Raw genomic sequence first — 24,310 nt, 5'->3', positions numbered from 1 at the left:
GGTATTTTAACACGATAGAATGTAATCAAAGCATTCAAGTAATGGCATAAAGACAAGTGCAGAGGAGGATAATATGAAAAAAGAAGGGCTACAAGCGATTATTTTTGATTTAGACGGTGTTATTGCAGATACGGTACATTTATATTATAGAGCAAATAAAAAAGTAGCAGATCAACTTAACGTTTCATTTTCTGAAGAACTGAATCAGCAGCTTCAGGGGATCAGCCGAGTGAAAACTGTAGAGCTCATTGCTGCACAAGGCAACGTACGTCTCACAGTGGAAAAAAAAGAACAGCTTGCTGATGAAAAGAATAAGCATTACCAAGCATTAATAAGGGAAATGACAAAGGATCATCTACTTCCAGGAATACAATTGTTGTTAGAGGATTGCAAAAAGCAAGGCATTAAAATGGGAATTGCTTCTTCTAGTTCAAATGCAAATACTGTAATAGATTCGCTAGGAATACGTTCTTTTTTTGATTGCATTGTGGATGTGAGAAAAATAAAGAAGGGAAAACCAGATCCAGAAATATTTTTGACAGCTGCCGATCAATTACAAGTAAAACCCTATGCATGTGTGGGCATAGAAGATGGAGAGGCCGGTATAAAAGCTATTAATCAAACAGATATGGTTTCTATCGGCATTGGTAAGCATCTGAAGGAAGAGGATGTGAGTTTTCACGTATATTCAACAGCTGATTTGCATTTAAAGACGATCAAAGAGGTTTTCGAAAAAGCAAGAAAAGGAACAGATTATAACAGCGCGTATACAAAAAATTAGTAAATCTTTTACATGCAAGTAGCAAAGCGCAAAAAAACATATGCTAGAATAAAATAAGAGAGCAAAGATGCATAGGAAGGGGTACATCATGATTAAATGTATTGCGATCGATATGGATGGAACTTTAGTAAATAGTGAACAAGTTGTAAGTAAAGAAAATGCCCAAGCGATTAAGACAGCTCAAAAGGCAGGGGTGGAAGTTGTTGTTGCTACGGGACGTTCTTATGAAGAGGCCCGTTATGTTTTAGAAGAAGCAGGACTTCATACATATTTAATTTGTGCAAACGGAGCAGAGCTTCGGAATCCACAAGGAGAAAAACAATATTCAGTAGGCATGACGATGGAATCTATTCGCGAAGTAGAGGATATTTTTAAGAAGTTTCAGCTGTACTTTGAAGTCTATACAAGTGAAGGCACGTATTCAAATGACTATGAAAAAGCTTTGTCGGTATTAATGGATATTTATTTAAGCGCTAGCTTAAAAAATAATTATGAAAAATCGTTAGAAGCGGCAAAAGAGCGTTTCAATAGCGGCAGAGTAAAGCTTATTGAAGAGTATGAAGCGTTATTTCAAGATCCAAACAAGGACATTTATAAGCTGCTTGCTTTCTCTTTTGACAAAGAAAAGTTAGAACAGGCAAAAATAGAACTTGTGAAGTTAGATTCGATTGCAGTCAGTGCATCTGGTAAAGAAAATATTGAAATAAATGATGAAAATGCTCAAAAAGGAATTGCAGTTACATCATTTGTTCAAGAACGCCATATTTCTCTAGAAGAAACGATGGCCATTGGAGACAATTATAACGACGTATCGATGTTTCAGCGAGTTGGACGTGCTGTAGCGATGGGGAATGCCCCTCAAGAAATTAAAGAGTTTGCCCATATCGTAACAGGAACAAATGACGAGCACGGCGTAGCTCAAGCTATTTTAAATGCGCTTGAAACAGTTAAACAATAAGTAAACTAAAAAGCATGCCTTTAGGCATGCTTTTTAGTTTGTTACTTTCTCCTTGTTACGACGGTATGCACCGTGATTTGTCGGTCCAACATATTGATTTAAAGCAAATGAATGACGAATTGCTTCTGTAATAAATTCTTTTGCTGTATAAATAGCTTGTTTGACGTCACTGCCTTTTGCCAATTCAGCAGCAATCGCAGCTGAGTATGTGCATCCAGCACCGTGCGTGAATGTTGTTTCAATACGTTCAGACTCTAAGATCTCAAACGTTTTTCCATCATAAAGCAAATCAATTGCTTTTTCATGCGCCAATTTACTTCCGCCTTTAATCAATACATATTCGGCACCAAGGTCAAAAATCTTGACGGCTGCTTCTTTCATTTTATCGACCGTTTTGATAGGACCAAGTCCACTTAATTGACTAGCTTCAAATAAATTAGGGGTTACGACTGTTGCTTTTGGAACTAGTACATCACGCAAGCTGACAGTTGTTTCCGGGTGAAGCGCTTCGTCTTCTCCTTTACATACCATCACAGGATCTACTACGACATTTTTTAAACCATATTCTTCAATTGTTTTTGCGGCTAGTTCAATAATTTCCACTGAGCCAAGCATACCTGTTTTTAGAGCTTGTACGCCTACGCCTTTTACAATTGTTTTCAACTGCTGTTCAACAGTTGAAACTTCTTGCGGAAATACGTTATGAGACCAGCTGTTATCGGGATCCATTGTTACAATTGTTGTTAAAGCTGTCATTCCGTAAACACTCAGTTCTTGGAATGTTTTTAAATCCGCTTGAATGCCAGCTCCGCCGCTGCTGTCAGAACCCGCAATGGTTAATGCTTTATTCATTGTCATAAAAAATCCTCCCGTATTTTAAGTTCATAGAGAAAATAGAGTAAAACTTCCACCGGTCGGTTTTTAGCTGCCCAATGTGTTTTAGATAAATTTCTTCCATTCACTTTTCACTTTTTCTTTTATTTTATCGCTTTTAATGTAGATATTCAATTTCTAAAAACTGTATGAATCCTAAGTGTATACTTTTGTCTTAGCCTCTTTTACCTTATGGTACAAGCACTCTTTCTTTTCATGAATAAAATAAAGAGAAACTTAAGAAAGGGTGATTCACATAAAAAAACATTCTAATCATGACAGTTATAAAGACGATTCGTATGCTTTCAATAAATCACAACCTCGCAAAAAAAACCACAAAGATTATTATATGAATTCAAATTTAACAAATGATCACTTCAGAACTGTTAAGGCAGGCACTTTAAATGTTTGTATAATTGTATTACCAGGAGCTAAAGTTGATCGAAACTCCACAGATAATCAGTCTATAGTTCCCAATCGTGTAAAAAGAGACATAGCCGCTGCTAATAAAATATGGAAACAATATGAGAAAAACCGATTAATCCAAGGTGTTACATTTACTATTACACGTTCAGTTGTTTTTTTGGAAAACATCAGTGGCATTGTTAATAATGCGGAAAATTTTCCAATTGGAGGGGCTAGTCATCTTACAATGGTACAAGCAATGCTTAAAACTGGCCGAAAAGTTTGTCAAAATGCTGATGTGTATGTATTTTATATGAATGGAAATAGATTTGGGCCTGTTAATTTTGATTATTCATCTACTCTCGCTGTAACTTATAATTCTTTTCCGCTTATTATTATGACAAATGCAAGTACAGAGGAGTATCTTCTCGCACATGAATTAGGTCATTTTATGTTTATTACGAATCGTTTTAACGAGACGGATGATCCAGAACCTTTTCATGAACTAGATGGAAATCATAATAGAACGCCTAGTAACCTTATGTTTCCTACTCCTGAATTCTGGCCAATAGTACCGGAGATTACCAGTGAACAGATACACAAAGCTTTAAATAGTCGTGTTTTTTATAGCTAATTGTTGTTCATGTAAAATAAAAACGCCCTTAACAGCGGGTTAAGGACGTTTTTCACTATTTATTAGATAGAAGCTAATTCTTTTTCAAGAGCTACGTCTACTGATACATAATCATAACCTAAATCATGTGCAACTGCTTCGTACGTAATGGCTCCGTTTGCAACGTTCACTCCTAATTTTAACGCTTCGTTTTGAGCGATTGCTTTGTGAACACCTTTAGAAGCAATTTGAAGTGCGTAAGGTACGGTTACGTTTGTTAAAGCAATTGTTGATGTGCGAGGAACTGCTCCCGGCATGTTTGCAACTGCATAGTGTACAACCCCGTGCTTTTCATAAGTCGGCTGATCGTGTGTTGTAATGTGGTCGATTGTTTCAACAATACCGCCTTGGTCGATTGCTACGTCAACAATAACAGAACCTGGCTTCATTGTCTTCACCATTTCTTCCGTTACTAGTTTTGGAGCTTTTGCACCTGGGATTAATACTGCGCCAATCACTAAATCTGACTCTGCTACTGCATCTGCAATATTGTAAGGGTTTGACACTAGCGTATTGATTTGGTTGCCAAAGATATCGTCTAATTGACGTAGGCGTTCAGGACTTAAATCAATAATTGTTACATCAGCACCGAGACCGATTGCGATTTTTGCAGCATTTGTACCAACACCGCCGCCTCCGATAATCGTTACTTTTCCGCGGCTAACTCCAGGAACACCCGCTAATAAAATTCCTTTTCCACCGTTTGATTTTTGAAGGAATTGTGCACCGATTTGAGCAGCCATACGTCCTGCTACTTCACTCATAGGTGTTAATAGAGGCAATGTACGATTTACTGCTACTGTTTCATAAGCAATGGCTGTTACGCCGCTATCTTTTAATGCTTTTGCTAGTGCTGGTTCAGCTGCTAAGTGAAGGTATGTGAATAAGATAAGACCTGGTCTAAAATAGCCGTATTCACTTGCTAATGGTTCTTTTACTTTCATAACCATTTCAGCTTGTGCCCAAACGTCAGCTGCTGTCTCAACGATTTCAGCTCCAGCTTTTACATAATCTTCGTTTGTGAAGTTACTTCCAATACCCGCTTCATTTTCAATTAATACACGATGACCTGTACCAACAAATGATGCTACGCCTGCTGGTGTAATCGCTACTCGGTTTTCGTTGTTTTTGATTTCTTTTGGTACGCCAATAATCATGATTAATTTCCCCCTTGGTCGTTTGTGTACCTTTAGTATAAAGAAAGTTTTATGAAATTTCTTTGTCTAGAAAGAAGAATTGAAGAAGTGGTTTTTGTTTAAACACACAAATGTAAACGCTTACTTATCAGAATTTTTAATTTTTATGTAAGGTCATCTAACATCATAAGGAAATAAAAAGTAAAAAAAGAGCTATTTGTTTATTAGAAAATAAACGAATAGCTCAATGTTAAAAGAAGTTACATTATCTGTTATTTTTTATATTTCATTAACTTAATATCAATATAAAGAGTCATTTTTTGATTAACGTCCTTTAAGTTAATATCACCAATCTCTGAAATTCGCTTTAATCGATAGCTAAGTGTATTCATATGCACATTTAATTCTTTTGCTGCTTCGTTAATGTTATTATCATTATTTAAAAATACTTCGAGAGTCTCCACCAAGTTGCTATTATGACGAAGGTCGTAATCAGTTAGCTTCTTTAAAGAATGGTTTTCAAATTGATCTTGCACGCGCTTTTCTAAAATAACATCAAGAAATTGATAAATACCTAATTCCTGATAGTTAATAATCTCTTTCGTTTCTTCTGGAAACTTACTTTTCATATCTAATACGTTCAAGGCTTCTTTATAACTTTTTTCGATATGATCGTGCGATGAATAAATACTGCTGCAGCTGGCTTTAATTTGAGTAACATCAAAGCGTTCATACATGTTGCCTCTAAAATAGTCTACAAAATCTCGCTGTTCATCAAGAGGGTTTTCAACCGCATCCAAAGAAAGCAGTAAGATTAAGTCATTGCAATCAATCGTATAAAGAACGATTTTCAAGCGATGCATCGTTTTTAGCATATACGAGATTTGACGTTCAGCTTCAGGCGTAATATCTTCTTGGAAGCGGAAGATAGCAATGGAAAATGTTGATGGAGCTGTAATTTGAGCTTCATAAAACGCTTCTGAAATTTCTTGGCGAGACTTAATGTGACCAGTTAATAATTTCCAGAAAAATTCTTGTGAACGTTCCTCTCGTTTATACTTTCGAATTTGAAGCTGTAGCAATTTATTTTTTAATACATTCGCAGCTTTTTTTAATAGCTCTACTTCTTCGTCGCCTAAGGCTTTCTCAATTTCAACAGCCCAGATGAATCCTAGAACTTCTTCATTTTTCCAGATGGAAATAGCTATGCGATCTCCAAGCCCAATTTCATTTATATTTTTCACACGCACAGGTTCATTTGTCTCAAGCAGTTTAGGAATAATGCCTTCTTTCCATAAGTTGTTGATGACTTTTTCCGGAACTCTTCTTCCAATAATTGTGGCAATACGCGCCTGGTCCGTTCTTTCGTCATGGGTGCTATAAGCTAATAAGCGATGATTAGCATCTTCAATGGTAATAGGACAGTTCAATACTTCGCTAATGCGATCAGCGAATTCTTCAAGCGTATCAAAATTTTCCTTGAACGGATCTTTGATTGGTTTCGTCATATATAAAATCCCTCTTCATAAAACAAAATAAGTACTAGTACAGCTTTTTAGCTACAATAAATATAGTAAAACGGTAACAACCGTGTTGATCATCAATTCATTGAAATGATTAACTGCTTAATATTTTAACAAAAGTAATTGTTTAAGAAAATGTTAAAATGCGTCTAAAGGTAGTTAAGAATGTACGGATGATTAGTAACTGCGTTCATTTCGCTTATTTTATCGAAATTTTCTTCAAAATAATCAATGTTCGGTGAGCATGATTCTTTTCAAATGTGTATAATAAAACGTATGATTATGGTTATATCAAACTTGAATCTGTAACTTTCTTTATGATATGTTCAGTTACGATTAGGTTGACCAATTCATATTACACATGAAGGGAAGAATTTAACATGGCAAAACAACAAATCGGTGTTATCGGTTTAGCGGTTATGGGGAAAAACTTGGCGCTAAACATTGAGAGCAGAGGCTATTCTGTTTCAGTTTATAACCGCTCTCCTGAAAAGACAGAAGAGTTCCTAAAAACAGAAGCAGAAGGTAAAAATTTTGCAGGTACATACAGTGTGGAAGAGTTTATTAATTCTCTTGAAAAACCGCGTAAAATTTTATTAATGGTTAAAGCTGGTGCTGCTACAGATGCAACAATTGATTCGTTAAAACCATACTTAGAAAAAGGCGACATTTTAATCGATGGCGGAAATACATTCTTCCAGGATACAATTCGTCGTAACAAAGAGCTAGAAGAATTAGGTATCCATTTCATCGGTACAGGCGTATCCGGCGGAGAAGAAGGCGCATTAAAAGGACCTTCAATCATGCCTGGCGGACAAAAAGAAGCATATGAACTTGTAAAACCAATCTTAACAGCTATTTCAGCGAAAGTTGAAGGCGATGATTGCTGCACATACATTGGACCAAATGGTGCAGGTCACTACGTGAAAATGGTTCATAACGGCATCGAGTATGGCGATATGCAGTTAATTTGTGAAGCATACTTCATTATGAAAAACGTATTAGGTTTAGAAACAGATGAACTACATGAAGTATTTGCTGAATGGAATAAAGGCGAGCTAGATAGCTACTTAATTGAAATCACAGCTGATATCTTTACGAAAAAAGATGAAGAAACAGGTAAAGCACTTGTAGACGTTATTTTAGACACTGCAGGTCAAAAGGGTACAGGTAAATGGACAAGCCAAAGTGCGCTTGACTTAGGTGTACCACTACCAATCATTACGGAATCTGTATTTGCGCGCTTTATTTCAGCTATGAAAGAAGAACGTGTAAAAGCAAGCAAAGTATTGAGCGGTCCAAATGCAGCTGCATTTGAAGGTGATAAAACCGAATTAGTAGAAGCAATCCGTAAAGCATTGTACATGAGTAAAATTTGTTCATATGCGCAAGGGTTTGCTCAAATGAAAGCAGCTTCTGAAGAATATGACTGGAATTTACAGTACGGTGATATTGCAATGATCTTCCGTGGTGGTTGTATCATCCGTGCACAATTCTTACAAAAAATTAAAGAAGCTTACGATCGCGATGCAGATCTAACAAACTTATTATTAGACCCATACTTCAAGGATATCGTAGAAGGCTATCAGTCGGCTCTTCGTGAAGTTATTTCAATTGCGGTTAAACAAGGTATTCCTGTACCAAGTTTCTCAAGTGCATTAGCTTACTATGACAGCTACCGTACAGAAACGTTACCAGCGAACCTTTTACAAGCGCAACGTGACTACTTCGGAGCTCACACATATCAACGTGTTGATAAAGAGGGCGTATTCCATACTGAGTGGTTAAAATAAAAAACAAGAAAAGCAGCTGTATACTACAGCTGCTTTTTTTATTTACTCTTTAGGTGAGAAGTTGTCTTCTCCGACTGGCCACCAGTGGAAACCGTCTTCAGCAAGCAATGCGTCTGATTCTTTTGGTCCCATTGAACCTGATTCGTAGTTCGGGAAGTTTTGTGCTTTTGTGCTTTCCCATGCTTCTGAAATGGTATCAACAAACTTCCAAGAAAGGGCTACTTCATCCCAGTGAGTAAAGTTCGTTGCATCTCCAAGCATGCAATCATAAATAAGGCGCTCATAAGCTTCCGGTGTATTCATTTTATCTCCACAGTTATTGCAATAGTTCAAGTTAATTGGTGTGGACGATGTTGCACCCGGCGTTTTACGCGCGTTTAAGTGAAGCGTAATGCCTTCTTCCGGTTGGATATGAATGACAAGCAAGTTTGGATGAATTTCTTTATCTTTATTGAAGTACAGGTTCATTGGTAAGTCTTTGAACTGTACAACAATTGTCGTTGCTTTTTCTTTCATGCGTTTACCTGTACGAATATAAATTGGTACGCCAGCCCATCTGAAGTTATCGATCATAAGCTTACCAGAAACAAATGTAGCGGTGTTAGACTCAGGATCAACCGAGTTTCCTTCGCGGTAGCCGATCACTTCTTCTCCTTCAAGTACACCTTTGCCGTATTGGCCTCGTACAAAATAATCATCTACTTCATCTACTGATAAAGAGCGAAGAGCACGCAGTACTTTTACTTTTTCACTACGAATTTCTTCCGGTGTTAATTTAATTGGCGGTTCCATTGCAAGCAATGCCACCATTTGAAGCATATGATTTTGTACCATATCTCGAAGGGCACCTGAAGATTCATAGTAACGGCCACGATCTTCTACACCAAGCGTCTCGCTAGACGTAATTTGGATGTTTGAAATGTATTGGTTGTTCCACATCGGTTCAAATAGAGCATTTGCAAAACGGATAACTTCGATATTTTGCACCATTTCTTTACCGAGGTAGTGGTCGATACGATAAATTTGATCTTCCTTAAATGCATGGCGAATTTGTTCGTTTAGTTCTTTAGCGGAAGGATAATCATGACCAAACGGCTTTTCAATGACTAGGCGACTCCAACCGTCTGTTTGTGTTAAACCTTCATTTTTTAAATTCGAAGCAATTGTTCCGAAAAATTCAGGTGCCATTGCTAGATAGAAAATACGATTTCCAGGCACGTTGTATTGCTCATCAAGACTTTCTGTTAGGCTTTTTAATTCTTGATAAGAAGCGACATCTGTTACGTCAAACGGTTGGTAATAAAAATGTGAAGCAAACTTTTCAATGTCAGCGTCACTGTTTTTGAAACTGCTCACTGATTTTTTTACATTTTCGCGTAATTCGTCATTAGTCCAAGGTCTTCTTGCGACACCAACAACAGCGAAATCTTCCGATAGTTTGTTCGCTTTATATAAGCGGAAAATAGAGGGGAATAACTTACGTTTTGCTAAATCACCTGTAGCGCCAAAAATTACGATAATGGATTTTGGTTGTACATTTGTCATTACTTCTAGGACCTCACTTTGTCGTAGTTACGTTCAATTTTTTTCCGCTTTAACAGACAACACTTAAATGAAATCTGGGGATTCATTGCCCGTTAAACTCGGCCTTTATAAACAAACGAATGATTGCTTGTTTACCTTTTCCTTTATGTATAGAACTACTAATAAATTGTAACGATTTTAAAGGGTTAACGCAAATAGATTAAAACAATTTGTAGTTATTATTCCATGTTTTTAACAAGTTTAAAAGTATTTTGTTTCGAATACGGAGAAAAAGCTACCGTTATTTTAACAGTAGCTTTTCTCATTTATTTATATTGATACAGGGAACCGATAGATTTTTTTGTTGAAAATGGCAAGTCAGGACTATCGGCGATGATAAAAATAGGACAGTGCATTAAAAGTGGATGTTTTTCGAAAAAAGAAGCATCAGCGTGATAGATGGACGATAGAATGACAGGGAGCTGTTCTAAAAAGTGAAGGTAGCGTGTAATGGTTTCATCTGTTGATGTATGCGAACCGATGTAATAATACACAGTAAGGGAATAAAAACCTTTATCAAAGACGAAGGATGCTAAATATTCGTTCCGCTCTTTTTGCATATGATCGTAGGCAAATTCAATGCCGATTTGAATGGAAGGAACAGAAGTGTGTTGACCTGGGAAAACGGTGTATTTTCTTGGTATCATCGGTTCAACGGGTGTAACACCCAGGCTGTAGGTTACATCTATTTGGTGGGGATTGCTAATGATCATATGGAATCCCTCCTTTAATATAAAAATACACTCTTTATAAGTGTATACAAAGTTTCATTGAACATGACAATATTAAAATATGCCCAGGCTCTTAGCATATTTAAAGCAGGCAATGTTTGAGCAGGGGGCAGAGTTTACGATAAAATAACAAAAAAGATTATTATGAGGTGATAAGCGATGAGTATTTTAAAAAATGACTGGGCTTCTTTATTAGAAGAAGAATTTCAAAAAGACTATTACATACAGCTTCGAGAATTTTTAGTGGATGAATATAATCACCACACCATTTACCCTGATAAATATGATATTTTTAATGCTTTACACTATACAGATTATAAAAATGTAAAAGTGGTCATATTGGGACAAGATCCTTATCATGGACCAAATCAAGCGCATGGACTGAGCTTCTCTGTTCAACCAGGAGTAAAAACACCGCCTTCTTTAGTGAATATTTACAAAGAGCTGAAAAATGAAATGGATTATCATATTCCGAATAACGGTTATTTAGTCAAATGGGCAGAACAAGGTGTTCTTTTGCTTAACACTGTCTTAACAGTTAGAAGAGGAGAAGCGAACTCTCACAAAGGAAAAGGGTGGGAACAGCTGACGGATCGTATTATTGAATTAGTGGCACAAAAAGAGGAGCCAGTCGTGTTTTTGCTGTGGGGCAAGCATGCACAAGCTAAAAAAGAGCTTATTCATCATTCGCACCATTTAATTTTGGAAAGCCCGCACCCTAGCCCATTTTCGGCTAATCGAGGCTTTTTTGGCAATAATCACTTTCAACGAGCAAATGAGTTTTTGCTCCAACAAGGACGTCAATCTATTGATTGGCAAATTGACGATGTGTAAAAGTGAGCATTTCATGAAGATTAGCTTCAGACATAGCCTCCTATTTCATCTTTTGATAAAATAGCTGTATAAAGTCATATTGAATGTAAGATGAGGTGTCTACATGGATATAAAAATGACGCAGCTCCTTGATAAAATTAGTGCAGAAGTACAAAAAGCAAAGCACCATTCGAATAGCGCGAACGTTCGAGATCAATTGGTTGCCATAAAAGCACTATGTGAGCTTGCATTAGATCAAAATGGAGAGGTTTCAGTATCGAAACCTGTCTCGGTTTCAAAACCTGTTGTAATGTCTTCACCGGAAATGATGCAATCGCCTGAGATTATGCAGCAACAGATTATTCAGTCATCCAAACCTAATTTTGAAGGAACGAAATTGAAATCAGATGATGCAAACGGCGATAGTCTGTTTGATTTCTAAAGTGAGGAGAAAAACATGAAACTATTTTTAATAATCGGTGCAATCAATGCAATGTTAGCGGTTGCTCTTGGTGCTTTTGGAGCGCACGGGTTAGAAGGGAAAATCTCAGAGAAGTATTTAGAGGTATGGAAAACGGGAGTGCAGTACCAAATGTTCCATGCAATGGGGCTGTTTGTCATTGCGTTTCTATTAAGCAAATTTCCTCAATCTTCTTTGTTAACAGCTTCGGGCTGGATTATGTTCGCGGGGATTGTGCTGTTTTCGGGCAGTCTCTATGTATTAAGTACGTCCGGTATTAAAGTTCTCGGCGCGATTACTCCGCTAGGTGGAGTTGCATTTATTGTAGCTTGGATTTTAATTGTTGTTGCAGCTGTAAAATGGCTATAAAAAAACCCCTGAAAAGGGGTTTTTTTAACGCGGAGAATAATTGCTCAACTGCTGGCCTCCACCGCTAAACGGATAGTTATATTTAATTGGACCCTCAAAAGTGATGTAATCGAGATAAACCATAAGTAGTAAATAGCGAGTGCCAGTTTGTGGATCACTTAAAATGATATGATCGCGTCCGGCTGCTTCAATTTCCCCTCTAAAGACTTTCGCGTTCCACTGCGTATTATTTTCAAACGTCATATATACAGTCGCTATTTTTCCTCGATTTAAACGTAAAATATTTTCAATATATGATTCTTCAATGGGCAGTTGATTTGGATCTTGCGGGGCACCGCTTCCTCCAGAAGAGGTAGGGGGCGGACCTCCTTGGGTTTGCCCTTGAACCTGCTGGCCGCCTGGCTGGGGCTGCTGCGGCTGAGGCATATAATAAGGGTAGTTTGGACTCATATACGGGTTTTGCATATATTGCTGTTGCGGTTGATTAGACTTTGGTTTTTTCATAGGAACCTCCTTCAAACAAAAAGAAATTAGTAAACTCCTGGACAATCAGCTTGAGTTGGTGCAAAGAAACAGTGAGATTTAAATCGTCCTGTGTTATTTTGGTTATACCATTGAGCAGGACAGTCGCCGCTGGGCTTGAAAAACCACAGTGAGTTTTCCGCGGGGGTAAAACGTTCCCCTCTTAATACACGTCGTGCAAGTGTAATTTCAGACTGGCGGGCACGCTGATAAAAGTAGCCTTTTTGAGTTGCTTCAAATCCGCCTGGGTTTTGAAACACCATCTGACGAATGGTTCTTATATTTCTAAAATCTAAACAGGGAGCTTTAGCGCGGTTCACGCCTACATTTCCTACCAGTAACATCCCTTGTTTTCCTTCACTTTCAGCTTCAGCTCGAATGAGTCTGGCTAGGAGCTTAACATCTTCTTCGTTGTGTGCAACGACTGCCATTATCCCACCTCGCTTACTTGTGACACTGTTGTATATATATGGCCCTGTAAGTGCGAATATGCCATGGCTAGAAAATAAAAAACCTGTTTCCAAGTGGAAACAGGTTTTTTAGATAAGGCTCATTGATATTTATTGCTCTAAGCGTTACAAAAGAGATGAGCGCTTTTGAGGCTTAGTTTAAACGTGTAAAAAACGTGCAATAGCTTCTTCTTTTAATAAATTTCCGACAAAGAAGCTGCCAAATTCCCCGTAGCGAGCACTTACTTCGTCAAAACGCATTTCGTATACTAATTTTTTAAATTGAAGTACGTCATCTGCAAAAAGAGTAACGCCCCACTCATAATCATCAAAACCAACAGAACCCGTAATGATTTGCTTTACTTTTCCAGCGTATTGACGCCCAATCATTCCATGACTGCGCATTAAGCTGCGTCGCTCTTCCATGGGAAGCATGTACCAATTGTCATTTCCTTGACGACGTTTATCCATTGGATAAAAGCAAACATGACTAGCTTTTGGTAAAGTTGGATATAGTCTAGCTTGGATTTGAGGATTTTCATAAGGGTCCTCCCCAGCAGGTAAGTAGTTGCTTAATTCAACTACTGATACGTATGAATAAGTAGGAATGGTAAACTCAGCAAGCTTTGTTTTATTAAATTCTGTTTCAATTTCATTTAGTTCTTCCATAGTAGGACGAACAAGCATTAGCATAAAGTCTGCTTTTTGGCCGACAATGGTATATAAAGCATGACTGCCTTGCTTCTCAGCTTCAGTTCCTTTCCATTTCTCAATCAACCCTAAAAATTCATGGATAGCCGCTTGGCGATCGTCGCTTGATAACTGCTTCCAAGCGCTCCAATCGATTGAACGGAAATCATGAAGTGCATACCAACCGTCTAATGTTTGTGCTGCTTCTGCCATTTCGTTTCACTCCTATTGTCCGATTATGATAAATTCCAATTCTACTATATCATAGTTTGTCCGAAGAACTGGAATGAAAAACCTGTGATTTTGTGACTAAACTTTAAACAATTGTCGCAAAGTAAAAACAGGTTTCATTTTAGGTGTTAGTGGAAAATTAAGAATTAAAAGACTTTTTCGTAATCATGGATTCTTGAAGGACATGCCTTTGATTTTTAAAAAAAGTGGAGTATCCTATTATGAGAAAAGTTTTTTACATATCGAGGAGGATTTACTTTGAGTGATTTATTTACAGGTTTAAAACAAAAAGTATCAGCTAGCGATGTATCAATCGTATTCCCAGAGGGATTAGATGAGCGCGTATTAGGCGCTGTTTCTCGTTTAGCTGCCGACAATATCTTAAAGCCTATCGTTGTTGGAAACAAAGACGCTGTAGCATCAAAAGCAGCAGAACTAAACGTAAAATTAGACGGTGTTGAGGTTCTAGATCCTCAAAGCTACTCTGAATTTGATGAAATGGTAGCAGCGTTTGTTGAGCGTCGTAAAGGTAAGGCAACAGAAGAAGATGCTCGCAAAATTTTATTAGATGAAAACTATTTTGGCACAATGCTTGTTCATATGAACAAAGCGGACGGTCTTGTAAGCGGAGCTGCTCATTCTACAGCAGACACAGTACGTCCGGCTCTACAAATTATTAAAACAAGACAAGGTGTTAAGAAAACATCTGGCGTATTTATCATGGTTCGCGGTGATCAAAAATACGTATTTGCTGACTGTGCAATTAACATCTCACCTGACAGCCAAGATTTAGCTGAAATTGCTATCGAAAGTGCTCGTACAGCTGAAATGTTCGATATCGATCCTCGTGTTGCTATGCTAAGCTTCTCAACAAAAGGATCAGCAAAATCTCCGGAAACAGAAAAGGTAGCAAACGCAGTAGAAATTGCAAAAGAATTAGCACCAAGCGTAACATTAGACGGCGAATTCCAATTCGACGCAGCATTTGTTCCTTCTGTAGCTGAAAAGAAAGCACCAGGTTCAGTGATTAAAGGAGATGCAAATGTATTTGTATTCCCAAGCCTTGAAGCAGGTAACATTGGTTACAAAATTGCACAGCGCCTAGGAAACTTCGAAGCAGTAGGTCCAATCTTACAAGGTCTAAACAAACCGGTAAACGATCTATCTCGCGGTTGTAACGAAGAAGATGTGTACAAGCTTGCTTTAATCACAGCAGCTCAAGCACTGTAATAAAAAAAACTCCGTCCTTGGGCGGAGTTTTTTTTATTCGGCTAATGAACCTAATGCTTTTTCGTTGCGGTCATACATGCGCTGCAGCTGCGTCTCAAACAGCTCTTGTTCGGTAGCATTTAAAGGCATATTTATAAGAGAAGAGCTCATGCTATTCAGTGTTTGCAATAAAAGCAGCATGACATCAGATACAGTTAACTCAATCTGTAATAGTTCAGATAGAGAAGCCATTGTGTGAGGCTCGATATCTGGGTATGAAAATTTAGTTTCCGTGTTTTGGAGACCTTTTTTGTAAAACTCTTGAATAAGAGAAGCACGTTTAGAACCGCTTCCTTTAACGCATAAGTAAATTTGTACAGCTACTCCGCCGCGAACGCGTCGCTGTGAAATGCCCGCAAACTTTTGATTGCGAATGCTTAAATCAAAGCTGCCGGGACAATAAGAGCCTACGATTTCCTTCGCTTCAATTGCTGTCCCGTAAGATGCAAACATGACCTTAATCAAATCAAACATGGCTTCATATCCACGATCAATATCAATTCCTTTTTCTGCATCAGGAAAAATTAAAGAAATGTTTAGAACATCCTGATCAAGTACGACAGCGAGGCCGCCTGAATTGCGGACGATTGTTTTATATCCCTGTTCATGTAAATAAGCTGCACCTTCAGCTAAATGAGGTAGCTTTGTATCTTGGATGCCTAATACAATCGTATCGTGATGCACCCAAGAGCGCATGACAGCTGGAGATTCACCTCTTCCAACGGTTGTACAAAGCGTGTCATCGATGGCAAAAGAATGACGGGCATCAAAATGAGGACCTAGACTGGATTGATCAATAATACGCCAAGCGGGCTGTGCTAAAAGCTTTAAACTATTCTGCTGCATATCTCAAACCCCTTTATAAACAGTAAACGAACATATTATAGCATAAAGGCGTCGTGTCATTGGCTGTAAAATAGAAAAAGAAGAAAGAAGAGCCAAGTTTGACATCCCTCTTTCTTCGTTCATGTAGCTTATTCAGCCATTTTCTCAAGATTTCCGTTACGATCCATTTTAAATGTAGTAGAAGAACGTTCTTCTTCATCGAATAGAGCTAACTTTCGCGCACGGTTCATGATTTGCATTAATGTTTCATAGTCTTCTTGAATAGTAGTAGCATTTGCCTCGAGATGTTTGATTTGTTTTTCCAACTCTGTGTTTTTCTTAGCTAATTCTGTATTTTCTTGCATCAAGCGTTTGTTTTCGCTTTGCAATGCCTGTAAATTGCTCGCTTGATTTGGCATTGTTTGCAAAAAGCGAATAACGTCAGCCATTGAAAGCTCCTCACTGCTGCTTTTTTCTACTTGTGTTTCAGATAAGCTATATGTTGCTGTAGGTGCAGACATCATTTTTTCCACATGCTCTACAGATGCTGGTGGCGTATATAATAATTTCTTTTTGCCTTGCTCTTGTCCAAGTGCACGCATGCGCTGTTTTCGCTGTTTTTTGGCTAGCTGAAGTGCTTTTTCATACTGATGGCGTACCACAGCATTCCATCTGAATCCACATGCTGCTGAAGTGCGATTTAATTCATCTCCCACTTCTTCAAACGCATTCAGCTGCGTACTTCCTTCGCGGACATGGCGCAGTACTGTTTCAGCTAATAATAAGTCGTTTTCTTCTGTCCAAGCATCTTGTCTATCTTTCACTTTGTTCACTCCTCTATTTTCCATGACTCATAGTAATCATGTTTTGTAGTATCATCATGTACAAAAAATCCATATTTTATACCATTTCTTCTAGGAGTATGATAGATTTTGCTTCCTTCTTTAACTTGCATCGGACTTCAAATAGGGGTAAAATACCCCTTAGACAAAATGATGAACCAATTTTGAAAGGATTGTGTCAACATGGCAAATGAATTTAGAATTTGTGATGATTGTCAGGCAACAAACGTCAAAACGTTGTTACCTCGACTTAAAAAAATAGATGAACAAGCTGAAGTACAAATCGGCTGCCAGTCTTACTGTGGGCCCGGACGTAAAAAGTCATTTGCATTTGTAAACAACCGTCCTGTAGCAGCGCCAACAGAGGATGAATTAATCGAGAAGATTGAGAAAAAAGTAAAAAAATAGATAGTGAAACAATAAATAGCTGCTTTTCTGCTACTTATTTGTCGAACGAGCTTCTTACAAACAGAATCGCCTTGTTTGTTAGGTAAATCACCTTGGTTGCTTGACAAGGTGATTTTTTATTCTGAATAGGAAAATAGGAAGTGAGTGTCGAAAAATTATAGCAACAACAAAGTGAAGATAGAGAGGTATGTAAATGACATATCCTAATGAAAAACTCAGTGAAGAAAAAGTATTTAAAGATCCTGTTCACCGCTATATCCATGTAAGAGATCGTGTTATTTGGGAGCTAATTGGGACAGCCGAATTTCAAAGGCTGCGTCGCATTAGACAGCTAGGAACGACATACTTAACGTTTCATGGGGCTGAGCACAGCCGTTTTAGTCATTCCTTAGGTGTTTATGAAATTGTGCGCCGTATTATTGATGACGGTTTTCAAGGACGCCCTGAATGGAATGAAGATGAGCGTCTTCTTTGTCTTTGTGCTGCTTTACTGCACGATTTAGGTCACGGTCCGTTTTCCCATTCGTTTGAGAAGGTTTTCCACTTAGACCATGAAGAATTTACACAAGCTATTATCGTAGGTGACACAGAGGTAAATCGAGTGTTAACGAAAGTAGGAAAGGATTTTCCTAAAAAAGTGGCTGAAGTAATTGCGAAAACATATGAAAATAAGCTTGTCGTTAGTTTGATTTCCAGTCAAATTGATGCAGATCGCATGGATTATTTGCAGCGTGATGCGTATTACACAGGAGTAAGCTACGGTCACTTTGATATGGAACGAATTCTGCGCGTGATGCGTCCTAGGGAAGACCAAGCCGTGATTAAACACAGCGGTATGCATGCGGTTGAAGATTATATTATGAGCCGCTATCAAATGTACTGGCAAGTGTATTTTCATCCTGTTACGAGAAGTGCTGAAGTGATTTTGACAAAAATTTTACATCGTGCAAAAGAGCTCCATCATCATTACTATGAGTTCAAGCAGGAGCCAACTCATTTTTATTCGATTTTTGAAGAGGAAATATCGCTAAAAGAGTATTTGAAATTAGATGAATCTGTTATTTTATTTTATTTTCAAGCGTGGGAAGAAGAAGAGGATGAAATTTTATCTGATCTATGCCGAAGATTTATGAATCGTCAGCTTTTTAAATACATTGAGTTTAATCCGAATTCACAAATGAAGATGTGGATGGAGCTTACAACATTATTTAAAAAAGCGGGTATTAACCCAGATTATTATTTAGTCGTCGATTCTTCAAGCGACTTACCATACGATTTTTATCGACCGGGTGAAGAGGAAGAACGTTTGCCGATTCATCTGTTGATGCCAAATAATGAAGTGCGTGAATTATCACGTCAGTCGGAGATTGTTGAAGCAATTTCAGGGAAAAAGAGAACCGATCATAAATTATATTTTCCACAAGATCTCATTGATCAATTGTCGTCTAAGCGAAAAGTTAAAGATCAGATTATAAACTTACTAAAAGGAGATCAGAGTTAAATAGTATAGGAGTTGAAGGGGCTGTGTTAAACGATCACGCAAAGATTGTGAAAGTATTTTCCGCGGCGGGAGAAGTTGTTGGCAGAAAAAAGTTACAAAAGATGATATTTATCGGAAAAAAGCTGAAGTTTCCTTTTTATGAAAAGTATAATTTTCACTTTTTTGGACCTTATTCTGAAGAATTAACGCTTCGAATTGAAGAGCTATGTAACTTAGGATTTTTAAGTGAAATTAAAGAGAAAAAAGGCGGGTATATGCAGTATCGCTACGTATTAACAGAAGCGGGGGAAGGGTTTTTAAGCCACTATGACTTAGAACTTCCTCACTTGCAGGAATGTATGAAGGATATGAACGAACAAAGCTCTAAATTTTTGGAGCTTGTCTCTACGATTTTATATTTCGATAATTTACCGAAAGAAGAAGTAAAAGAAAAAGTGTTTACGCTAAAGCGTAAGCAAAACTATACAGAAGAAGACATTTCAGAAGCATACAAATATATTGAAAAACTTCAGGCAACGCTGTCTGTCCATTAAAAAAATGCCATAGGTTCACTCCTATGGCATTTTTTTTATGTAGAGGTTACTGATCGCTCATGCGCTTGCCCGCTACAGCGTAATGGTTTTTAGACATTTCTTCGATGATAATAGATACTTTTTCAGGTGCTGCACCTGTTGTTTCCACCACAGCATCCGTTACTTTTTCAACAAGAGCTCTTTTTTGATCATCTGTACGGCCCTCAAGCATTTTAACAGTTACAACTGGCATAATGTGTACACTCCTTTTTGATCATTATATGATTAGTGTACCCGTTTTCTGAATAAAATGACAGTATGAGATAGTGATGGAGGACATAATCTGTAGTATACTTTTATAATAACATCGATATAAAAAAACAAGTGTGCCTAAAGGAGGCCCATCGCTGGTCTTTGAGAACTTTTAGGGCATATTTAGAAAAAAATGTATCCTTTTTACCGCAAAAAAAGATTCATCTAGTAGATGTGATAGGTAGAAATTATTTTAAAATAAAGGAGATAAAGAGTGGAACATTTTTTAGCTTTTGCATTGCAAGACCTTCCTTACGTGGTAATGACTCTTATTGTTGCATTCACGCTGCATGAGTTTGCACATGCGTATGTAGCTTATTTATTTGGAGACCACACGGCTAAAAAGCAAGGAAGGCTAACGCTTTCTCCGCTGGCTCATTTAGATCCATTTGGAACGCTTTTGTTAATCATCGCAGGTTTTGGGTGGGCGAAGCCGGTTCCTGTTAATCGCTATTTCTTTAAAAAGCCTCGTTTAGCTGGTATTCTAGTATCGATAGCGGGACCGTTTAGTAACTTGGTGTTGGCATTTATCGGCTTGCTTATTTATTATTTGATGAATAACGCCGCAGTGGACAACGATGCGCTTTATCGTTTTGTTACATTATTTATTCAAATAAACCTAACGCTAGGTGTATTTAACTTGTTGCCTTTTCCGCCTTTAGACGGCTACCGCGTGATTGAAGACCTCGTTCCGCCGTCCACGCGAGCCAAGATGACGCAGTATGAGTCTTGGGGCATTTTTGTATTTTTAATTCTTGTGATTACACCTCTGGATCGAATTGTGATCTGGCCGCTTCTAAACGGAGCAGCAACGTTTGTTATGAATATCTTTCAGCAGATATTAGCACCACTGATTTAATGAATAGAGGAGGCTTACTATGACTCAGCCAAAAAAGAAAAGTATAGGATTTAATATCATAAAAGACGATTCAACCGACGGCCACGGCGGTTACGGTGTTGGAGCGTTAAGTTTAGAAAACATCTCACCCGTTTTTGTTTGTCCGAGCGACGAAGAAGTATTTGTAGATATCGGTGCGATGCATGCAAGAAGTGTAGTGGAAAAAGGAATTAAGTTCTTACCGAATAAAGACGAGGTGCCAAACGGCAAGTTATATTGGCTTGTGTGGGTAACGATTGATCGCAAGCAAGAAGGACCTTACTACGCAGGTATGACAGCATGCGAAATGACCGTTGATCGTGAAATTCGCCGCGGCTATAAGTCACTTCCTGAACACGTGAACAAAATGGATAAATCCTTAAAACGACGCATTATGGTAGAAGAAATGGATAACAAGTCTAAGGATTTGCTTCGTGAGTTTTTGAAGTCTCATAATGAAGAAGTTTGGACGTTATCTAATGATGACTTAAAAGAAGCGCTTCAAACATCGTAATGCTAAAAAAAGCTTAAGGCCTTGGCCTTAAGCTTTTTTTTAATCAAACCATTTGGGTAACCAGTGAAACTTTTTATCTTCTTTTTCACGCTCTTTTTTCTTCGTTTTTGCTGCATGATCGATGTGATCAGTACAATATGTTTTTGGCTGTGTTCCAGTTAAATAATAAGCTTTATATTGAACAGGGCATGATTTGGATGCTAACTTTCCATTTTGAGGATTAATGTTTACGCTCATTAATCCGTTTGGTGCTTTAAACTTTTCTTTTTTCTTCCCTTTTAAAGCCTCTTCCATAAATAATGCCCACATTTTTTTGGCGTATCCTTTTTCAGCTACATCATCCATTGTTCTTCCTTGATCATATCCAACCCAAACGCCTGAAACGAGCTGCGGAGAGTAGCCAATCATCCAGCTGTCCGTAGAGGTTGTGCCGGATTTTCCCGCGTAAGGACGAGATACATATTTAGAAATAGGCTTTCCTGTGACGGTTGTATAGCCATTTAGCTTTTGATTAAACATGCCTGTCATTAAATGGGTAGTAAGAAAAGCATAGCGCTTATCGATGACTTGTTTCTGTTCGGAAGGAGCTTGATAAACAACTTCTCCGTCATGGGTTTCAATTCGTTTAATAAATGTTGGACGAATTTCTTTTCCGCCATTAGCAAAGATGCCGTACGCATTAACCATATCAATAACTTTCACAGGCGAAGTTCCAAGAGCTAAAGATGGAACTTTCTTTAAAGGTGATGATATTCCAAGTGTTTTAGCAGTTTCAATTAAGCGGTTTTCCCCAATGAACAAATGCGTTTTTACGGCATAAATATTATCTGAAAGTGCGATGGCTTGGGCCATTGTAATAGGAGCATCTGCATAATAATTGTGATAGTTGCTAGGCGTATATGTCGAAACGCCATCTTCCAATTTGAACGTCGTTTCTTCACTTTTCATTGGAGTAGATTCAGTAAAACCATCTTTTAACGCCGCATAGTATAAAAATGGCTTCATCGTTGAACCAGGCTGTCTTATTGCTTGAGTCGCGCGATTAAACGGGCTCTTTTCATAATCTCTTCCACCAATAAGAGCTTTCACTTGTCCATTTTTAGGATTCATCGCAACAAATGCACTTTGTACGTCTGAAGAGCTGCTGATAACATCCTTCATTTTTTCTTCAGCTGTTCGCTGCATCTTTTCATCCAGCGTTGTATAAACGCGAAGTCCATTTGTGTAAATCATGGTTTCATCAATGCCTAAATCTTGCTTTAATTCTGCTAGCGCTGCATCCATAAAGTAAGAGGCATCTTCTTTATGAGGATCTTTTTCGGCAGGCGTTGCGAATGCTAGAGGTGTTACAAGCGCTTTTGTTGCTTGCTTGGCTGTGATAATTCCATCCTCTTTCATAAGAGATAAAATGATATTTTGTCGTTTTTTTGCATTTTCTTGATGAATAAGAGGAGAGTAGTAGCTAGGGCCTTTTGGAATACCTGCTAACATGCTCGCTTCACTTAATGTCAAATTTTTGGCATGCTTATCAAAATACAGCCTAGCTGCTGCTTCAATTCCATAAGCTCCATGGCCGTAGTAAATCGTATTCATGTAGCCTTCTAGAATTTGGTCTTTACTATAATTCATTTCTAAACGAATCGTATACAGAGCTTCTTGAAGCTTTCGAGTCCACGTTTTGTCGTGCTCTAAAAACAAGTTTCGTGCATACTGCTGAGTAATGGTACTCGCACCCTGTACTTTCCCCATAGCTTTTATATCAGCTACAACTGCTCCGGCGATTCGATGCATATCAAAGCCGTGATGCTCATAGAAGCGCTTATCTTCAACGGCTAAAGTCGCATCTTTTACGTAAGGTGAAATTTGATTAAGTGAAACCCAGTAGCGCTTTTGTCCATTGTGAACTTCATCAAGAACTTTACCGTTTGCTGAGTAGAAAACAGCTGTTTGAGAAACGTTTAGCGGAGGGGGGCCAGCGATTTTGGCGTAGAGAAAGATGCTTATGTAGGCAAACAATAATAAAGCCCCCGCTAATATACCAAGGACGAGAAGAATTCGGAAGATGCGTCTTGCCTTTTTTAAATGTTCGGTTAATACCGTTTCCATTTCTATTCACCACCAATATGTGTCACTATGCACCATGCATGTTGTTTTCAATACAACAAAATTCTATTAAAAGAGCGGTGCAAGTAGATTCTAAAGCTTGTATCTATCATCAGTATGAAATAGAAAAGGAGGTTTTAAACCTCCATTGCTAAAAATTTTACTTGCTTTTTTGCTGAATTCATCTATACTTTTTTCATGTTTGTATAAATTATGTTAGGGTAATCTATGCATAGGTTAATTCTCAAAATAGAAGGGAAGAGTTTGAAATGGAATTATGGTTCACAGAAAAGCAAACAAAGAACTTTGGTATTACAGCTAAAATTAATCGTACTTTACATACAGAGCAAACGGAGTTTCAAAAATTAGACATGGTTGAAACAGAAGAGTTTGGTAACATGCTCCTACTTGACGGTATGGTTATGACAACGGAAAAAGATGAGTTCGTTTATCATGAAATGGTTGCGCATGTACCGTTATTTACGCATCCAAATCCAGAAAACGTACTAGTTGTAGGTGGAGGAGACGGAGGCGTAATCCGTGAAATCTTAAAACACCCAAGCGTAAAAAAAGCGACGTTAGTTGATATCGATGGAAAAGTTATTGAGTACTCAAAAAAATTCTTACCTTCAATTGCGGGCAAACTAGAAGATCCTCGTGTTGATGTACAAGTAGATGACGGATTTATGCACATCGCTAAAAGCGAGAACGAATACGATGTCATTTTAGTGGATTCAACAGAGCCAGTAGGTCCAGCTGTGAATTTATTTACAAAAGGATTCTATGCAGGTATCTCAAAAGCACTTAAAGAAGATGGTATCTTTGTTGCTCAATCGGACAACCCTTGGTTTACGCCAGAACTTATCTCAAATGTTCAGCGTGACGTAAGAGAAATCTTCCCGATTACACGTCTATACGTAGCAAATATTCCGACGTACCCAAGCGGTTTATGGACATTTACAATGGGTTCAAAGAAACATGATCCATTAGAAGTAAGTGAAGATCGTTTCTTCGATATTGATACAAAGTATTACACAAAAGAATTGCACAAAGCCGCATTTGCTTTACCTAAATTTGTGCAAGATCTTATTAAATAAGTTATCACATACAAGTGAGGTGCCAGAGATTTAAGACTGGCATCTTTTCTATGAATAAT

The 24,310-nt window shown here is 37.9% G+C and carries 26 protein-coding genes; 14 read left to right on the top strand and 12 right to left on the bottom strand.

Annotated elements, in window-relative coordinates; translation table 11 throughout:
• Positions 1–73: 73 nt before the first annotated feature.
• Both pgmB and ACFX4W_RS18080 read left to right on the top strand, forming a co-directional pair.
• Complete coding sequence (gene pgmB, locus ACFX4W_RS18085) at positions 74–781, top strand: beta-phosphoglucomutase (RefSeq protein ID WP_162215113.1); 708 nt, start codon at positions 74–76, stop codon at positions 779–781.
• Between the two features lie 88 nt (positions 782–869).
• Positions 870–1,739: a Cof-type HAD-IIB family hydrolase gene (locus tag ACFX4W_RS18080; RefSeq protein ID WP_043977539.1), complete on the top strand. Its 870-nt coding sequence runs from the start codon at positions 870–872 to the stop codon at positions 1,737–1,739.
• A 33-nt stretch (positions 1,740–1,772) separates the two neighbouring features.
• Here ACFX4W_RS18080 and pdxK read toward each other — a convergent pair whose 3' ends face one another.
• On the bottom strand, positions 1,773–2,597 hold the full coding sequence (gene pdxK / locus ACFX4W_RS18075) for a pyridoxine/pyridoxal/pyridoxamine kinase (RefSeq protein WP_280560603.1): 825 nt from the start codon (positions 2,595–2,597) through the stop codon (positions 1,773–1,775).
• Between the two features lie 262 nt (positions 2,598–2,859).
• Between pdxK and ACFX4W_RS18070 the strand changes: the two genes are divergently transcribed.
• Positions 2,860–3,651, top strand: a complete 792-nt coding sequence (locus tag ACFX4W_RS18070) for a hypothetical protein (protein WP_043977537.1) — start codon at positions 2,860–2,862, stop codon at positions 3,649–3,651.
• Positions 3,652–3,713: 62 nt separating this feature from the next.
• On the opposite strand, the gene ald is transcribed toward ACFX4W_RS18070, so the two are convergent.
• Together ald and ACFX4W_RS18060 are read right to left on the bottom strand one after the other, a co-directional pair.
• A complete protein-coding gene (ald, locus tag ACFX4W_RS18065) occupies positions 3,714–4,847 on the bottom strand; it encodes an alanine dehydrogenase (RefSeq protein WP_013059863.1) in 1,134 nt (377 codons plus the stop codon).
• A gap of 251 nt (positions 4,848–5,098) precedes the next feature.
• The gene (locus tag ACFX4W_RS18060; protein ID WP_028409727.1) at positions 5,099–6,334 is read right to left on the bottom strand and encodes a PucR family transcriptional regulator; all 1,236 of its coding nucleotides are present in this window, start codon (positions 6,332–6,334) and stop codon (positions 5,099–5,101) included.
• 395 nt (positions 6,335–6,729) lie between these two features.
• Here ACFX4W_RS18060 and gndA point away from each other — a divergent pair, with 395 nt between their 5' ends.
• Positions 6,730–8,142 carry an NADP-dependent phosphogluconate dehydrogenase gene (gene gndA, locus ACFX4W_RS18055; protein ID WP_013059861.1) on the top strand — a complete coding sequence of 471 codons (1,413 nt, stop codon included), beginning with the start codon at positions 6,730–6,732 and terminating at the stop codon, positions 8,140–8,142.
• A gap of 42 nt (positions 8,143–8,184) precedes the next feature.
• Here gndA and zwf read toward each other — a convergent pair whose 3' ends face one another.
• Both zwf and ACFX4W_RS18045 read right to left on the bottom strand, forming a co-directional pair.
• Positions 8,185–9,687: a glucose-6-phosphate dehydrogenase gene (zwf, locus tag ACFX4W_RS18050; protein WP_013059860.1), complete on the bottom strand. Its 1,503-nt coding sequence runs from the start codon at positions 9,685–9,687 to the stop codon at positions 8,185–8,187.
• Between the two features lie 305 nt (positions 9,688–9,992).
• Positions 9,993–10,439, bottom strand: coding sequence for a staygreen family protein (locus ACFX4W_RS18045; RefSeq protein ID WP_043977531.1), 447 nt, complete (start codon positions 10,437–10,439; stop codon positions 9,993–9,995).
• 177 nt (positions 10,440–10,616) lie between these two features.
• Between ACFX4W_RS18045 and ACFX4W_RS18040 the strand changes: the two genes are divergently transcribed.
• From ACFX4W_RS18040 to ACFX4W_RS18030, 3 genes are all read left to right on the top strand, one after another.
• The gene (locus ACFX4W_RS18040; protein WP_043977528.1) at positions 10,617–11,291 is read left to right on the top strand and encodes a uracil-DNA glycosylase; all 675 of its coding nucleotides are present in this window, start codon (positions 10,617–10,619) and stop codon (positions 11,289–11,291) included.
• 103 nt (positions 11,292–11,394) lie between these two features.
• Positions 11,395–11,712 (top strand): YwdI family protein, encoded by a 318-nt coding sequence (locus tag ACFX4W_RS18035; protein WP_043977526.1) that lies wholly within the window; start codon positions 11,395–11,397, stop codon positions 11,710–11,712.
• 15 nt (positions 11,713–11,727) lie between these two features.
• Positions 11,728–12,099, top strand: a complete 372-nt coding sequence (locus tag ACFX4W_RS18030; protein WP_013059856.1) for a DUF423 domain-containing protein — start codon at positions 11,728–11,730, stop codon at positions 12,097–12,099.
• Between the two features lie 24 nt (positions 12,100–12,123).
• Here the strand turns inward: ACFX4W_RS18030 and gerQ are convergent, their stop codons facing one another.
• The 3 genes from gerQ to hemQ all read right to left on the bottom strand — a co-directional run bounded on the left by gerQ (position 12,124) and on the right by hemQ (position 13,973).
• Positions 12,124–12,603 carry a spore coat protein GerQ gene (gene gerQ, locus ACFX4W_RS18025; protein ID WP_043977525.1) on the bottom strand — a complete coding sequence of 160 codons (480 nt, stop codon included), beginning with the start codon at positions 12,601–12,603 and terminating at the stop codon, positions 12,124–12,126.
• A gap of 26 nt (positions 12,604–12,629) precedes the next feature.
• The gene (locus ACFX4W_RS18020; RefSeq protein WP_162215108.1) at positions 12,630–13,052 is read right to left on the bottom strand and encodes a cell wall hydrolase; all 423 of its coding nucleotides are present in this window, start codon (positions 13,050–13,052) and stop codon (positions 12,630–12,632) included.
• Positions 13,053–13,229: 177 nt separating this feature from the next.
• Positions 13,230–13,973, bottom strand: a complete 744-nt coding sequence (hemQ, locus tag ACFX4W_RS18015; RefSeq protein WP_043977523.1) for a hydrogen peroxide-dependent heme synthase — start codon at positions 13,971–13,973, stop codon at positions 13,230–13,232.
• A gap of 276 nt (positions 13,974–14,249) precedes the next feature.
• Between hemQ and pta the strand changes: the two genes are divergently transcribed.
• Positions 14,250–15,221: a phosphate acetyltransferase gene (pta, locus tag ACFX4W_RS18010; RefSeq protein ID WP_013059853.1), complete on the top strand. Its 972-nt coding sequence runs from the start codon at positions 14,250–14,252 to the stop codon at positions 15,219–15,221.
• A gap of 33 nt (positions 15,222–15,254) precedes the next feature.
• Here the strand turns inward: pta and lipL are convergent, their stop codons facing one another.
• Together lipL and ACFX4W_RS18000 are read right to left on the bottom strand one after the other, a co-directional pair.
• Positions 15,255–16,106, bottom strand: a complete 852-nt coding sequence (lipL, locus tag ACFX4W_RS18005; protein ID WP_043977522.1) for an octanoyl-[GcvH]:protein N-octanoyltransferase — start codon at positions 16,104–16,106, stop codon at positions 15,255–15,257.
• A gap of 128 nt (positions 16,107–16,234) precedes the next feature.
• The gene (locus ACFX4W_RS18000) at positions 16,235–16,909 is read right to left on the bottom strand and encodes an RsfA family transcriptional regulator (RefSeq protein ID WP_043977519.1); all 675 of its coding nucleotides are present in this window, start codon (positions 16,907–16,909) and stop codon (positions 16,235–16,237) included.
• 201 nt (positions 16,910–17,110) lie between these two features.
• On the opposite strand from ACFX4W_RS18000, the gene ACFX4W_RS17995 reads away from it, so the two are divergent.
• From ACFX4W_RS17995 to ACFX4W_RS17985, 3 genes are all read left to right on the top strand, one after another.
• Entirely contained in the window at positions 17,111–17,335 is a 225-nt protein-coding gene (locus ACFX4W_RS17995) for a YuzB family protein (RefSeq protein ID WP_013059850.1), read from the top strand.
• Between the two features lie 193 nt (positions 17,336–17,528).
• Positions 17,529–18,836, top strand: coding sequence for an HD domain-containing protein (locus ACFX4W_RS17990; RefSeq protein ID WP_043977517.1), 1,308 nt, complete (start codon positions 17,529–17,531; stop codon positions 18,834–18,836).
• Between the two features lie 23 nt (positions 18,837–18,859).
• Positions 18,860–19,369 carry a YwgA family protein gene (locus ACFX4W_RS17985; RefSeq protein ID WP_013059848.1) on the top strand — a complete coding sequence of 170 codons (510 nt, stop codon included), beginning with the start codon at positions 18,860–18,862 and terminating at the stop codon, positions 19,367–19,369.
• A gap of 46 nt (positions 19,370–19,415) precedes the next feature.
• Here ACFX4W_RS17985 and ACFX4W_RS17980 read toward each other — a convergent pair whose 3' ends face one another.
• Positions 19,416–19,601, bottom strand: coding sequence for a 2-hydroxymuconate tautomerase (locus ACFX4W_RS17980; RefSeq protein ID WP_013059847.1), 186 nt, complete (start codon positions 19,599–19,601; stop codon positions 19,416–19,418).
• A 273-nt stretch (positions 19,602–19,874) separates the two neighbouring features.
• On the opposite strand from ACFX4W_RS17980, the gene ACFX4W_RS17975 reads away from it, so the two are divergent.
• Together ACFX4W_RS17975 and ACFX4W_RS17970 are read left to right on the top strand one after the other, a co-directional pair.
• Entirely contained in the window at positions 19,875–20,519 is a 645-nt protein-coding gene (locus ACFX4W_RS17975; RefSeq protein WP_043977515.1) for a site-2 protease family protein, read from the top strand.
• Between the two features lie 19 nt (positions 20,520–20,538).
• The gene (locus tag ACFX4W_RS17970; RefSeq protein ID WP_025752469.1) at positions 20,539–21,051 is read left to right on the top strand and encodes a YwhD family protein; all 513 of its coding nucleotides are present in this window, start codon (positions 20,539–20,541) and stop codon (positions 21,049–21,051) included.
• Positions 21,052–21,090: 39 nt separating this feature from the next.
• On the opposite strand, the gene ACFX4W_RS17965 is transcribed toward ACFX4W_RS17970, so the two are convergent.
• Entirely contained in the window at positions 21,091–23,157 is a 2,067-nt protein-coding gene (locus tag ACFX4W_RS17965) for a transglycosylase domain-containing protein (RefSeq protein ID WP_043977514.1), read from the bottom strand.
• A gap of 266 nt (positions 23,158–23,423) precedes the next feature.
• On the opposite strand from ACFX4W_RS17965, the gene speE reads away from it, so the two are divergent.
• Complete coding sequence (gene speE / locus ACFX4W_RS17960) at positions 23,424–24,251, top strand: spermidine synthase (protein WP_013059843.1); 828 nt, start codon at positions 23,424–23,426, stop codon at positions 24,249–24,251.
• The last annotated feature ends 59 nt before the right edge of the window (positions 24,252–24,310 follow it).

Origin of the sequence: Priestia sp. YIM B13489, assembly GCF_042787645.1 — a bacterium.
Taxonomy (GTDB): domain Bacteria; phylum Bacillota; class Bacilli; order Bacillales; family Bacillaceae_H; genus Priestia; species Priestia megaterium.
Note: the sequence above shows the minus strand (reverse complement) of the source record. Positions and strands in the feature narration are given on the sequence as shown.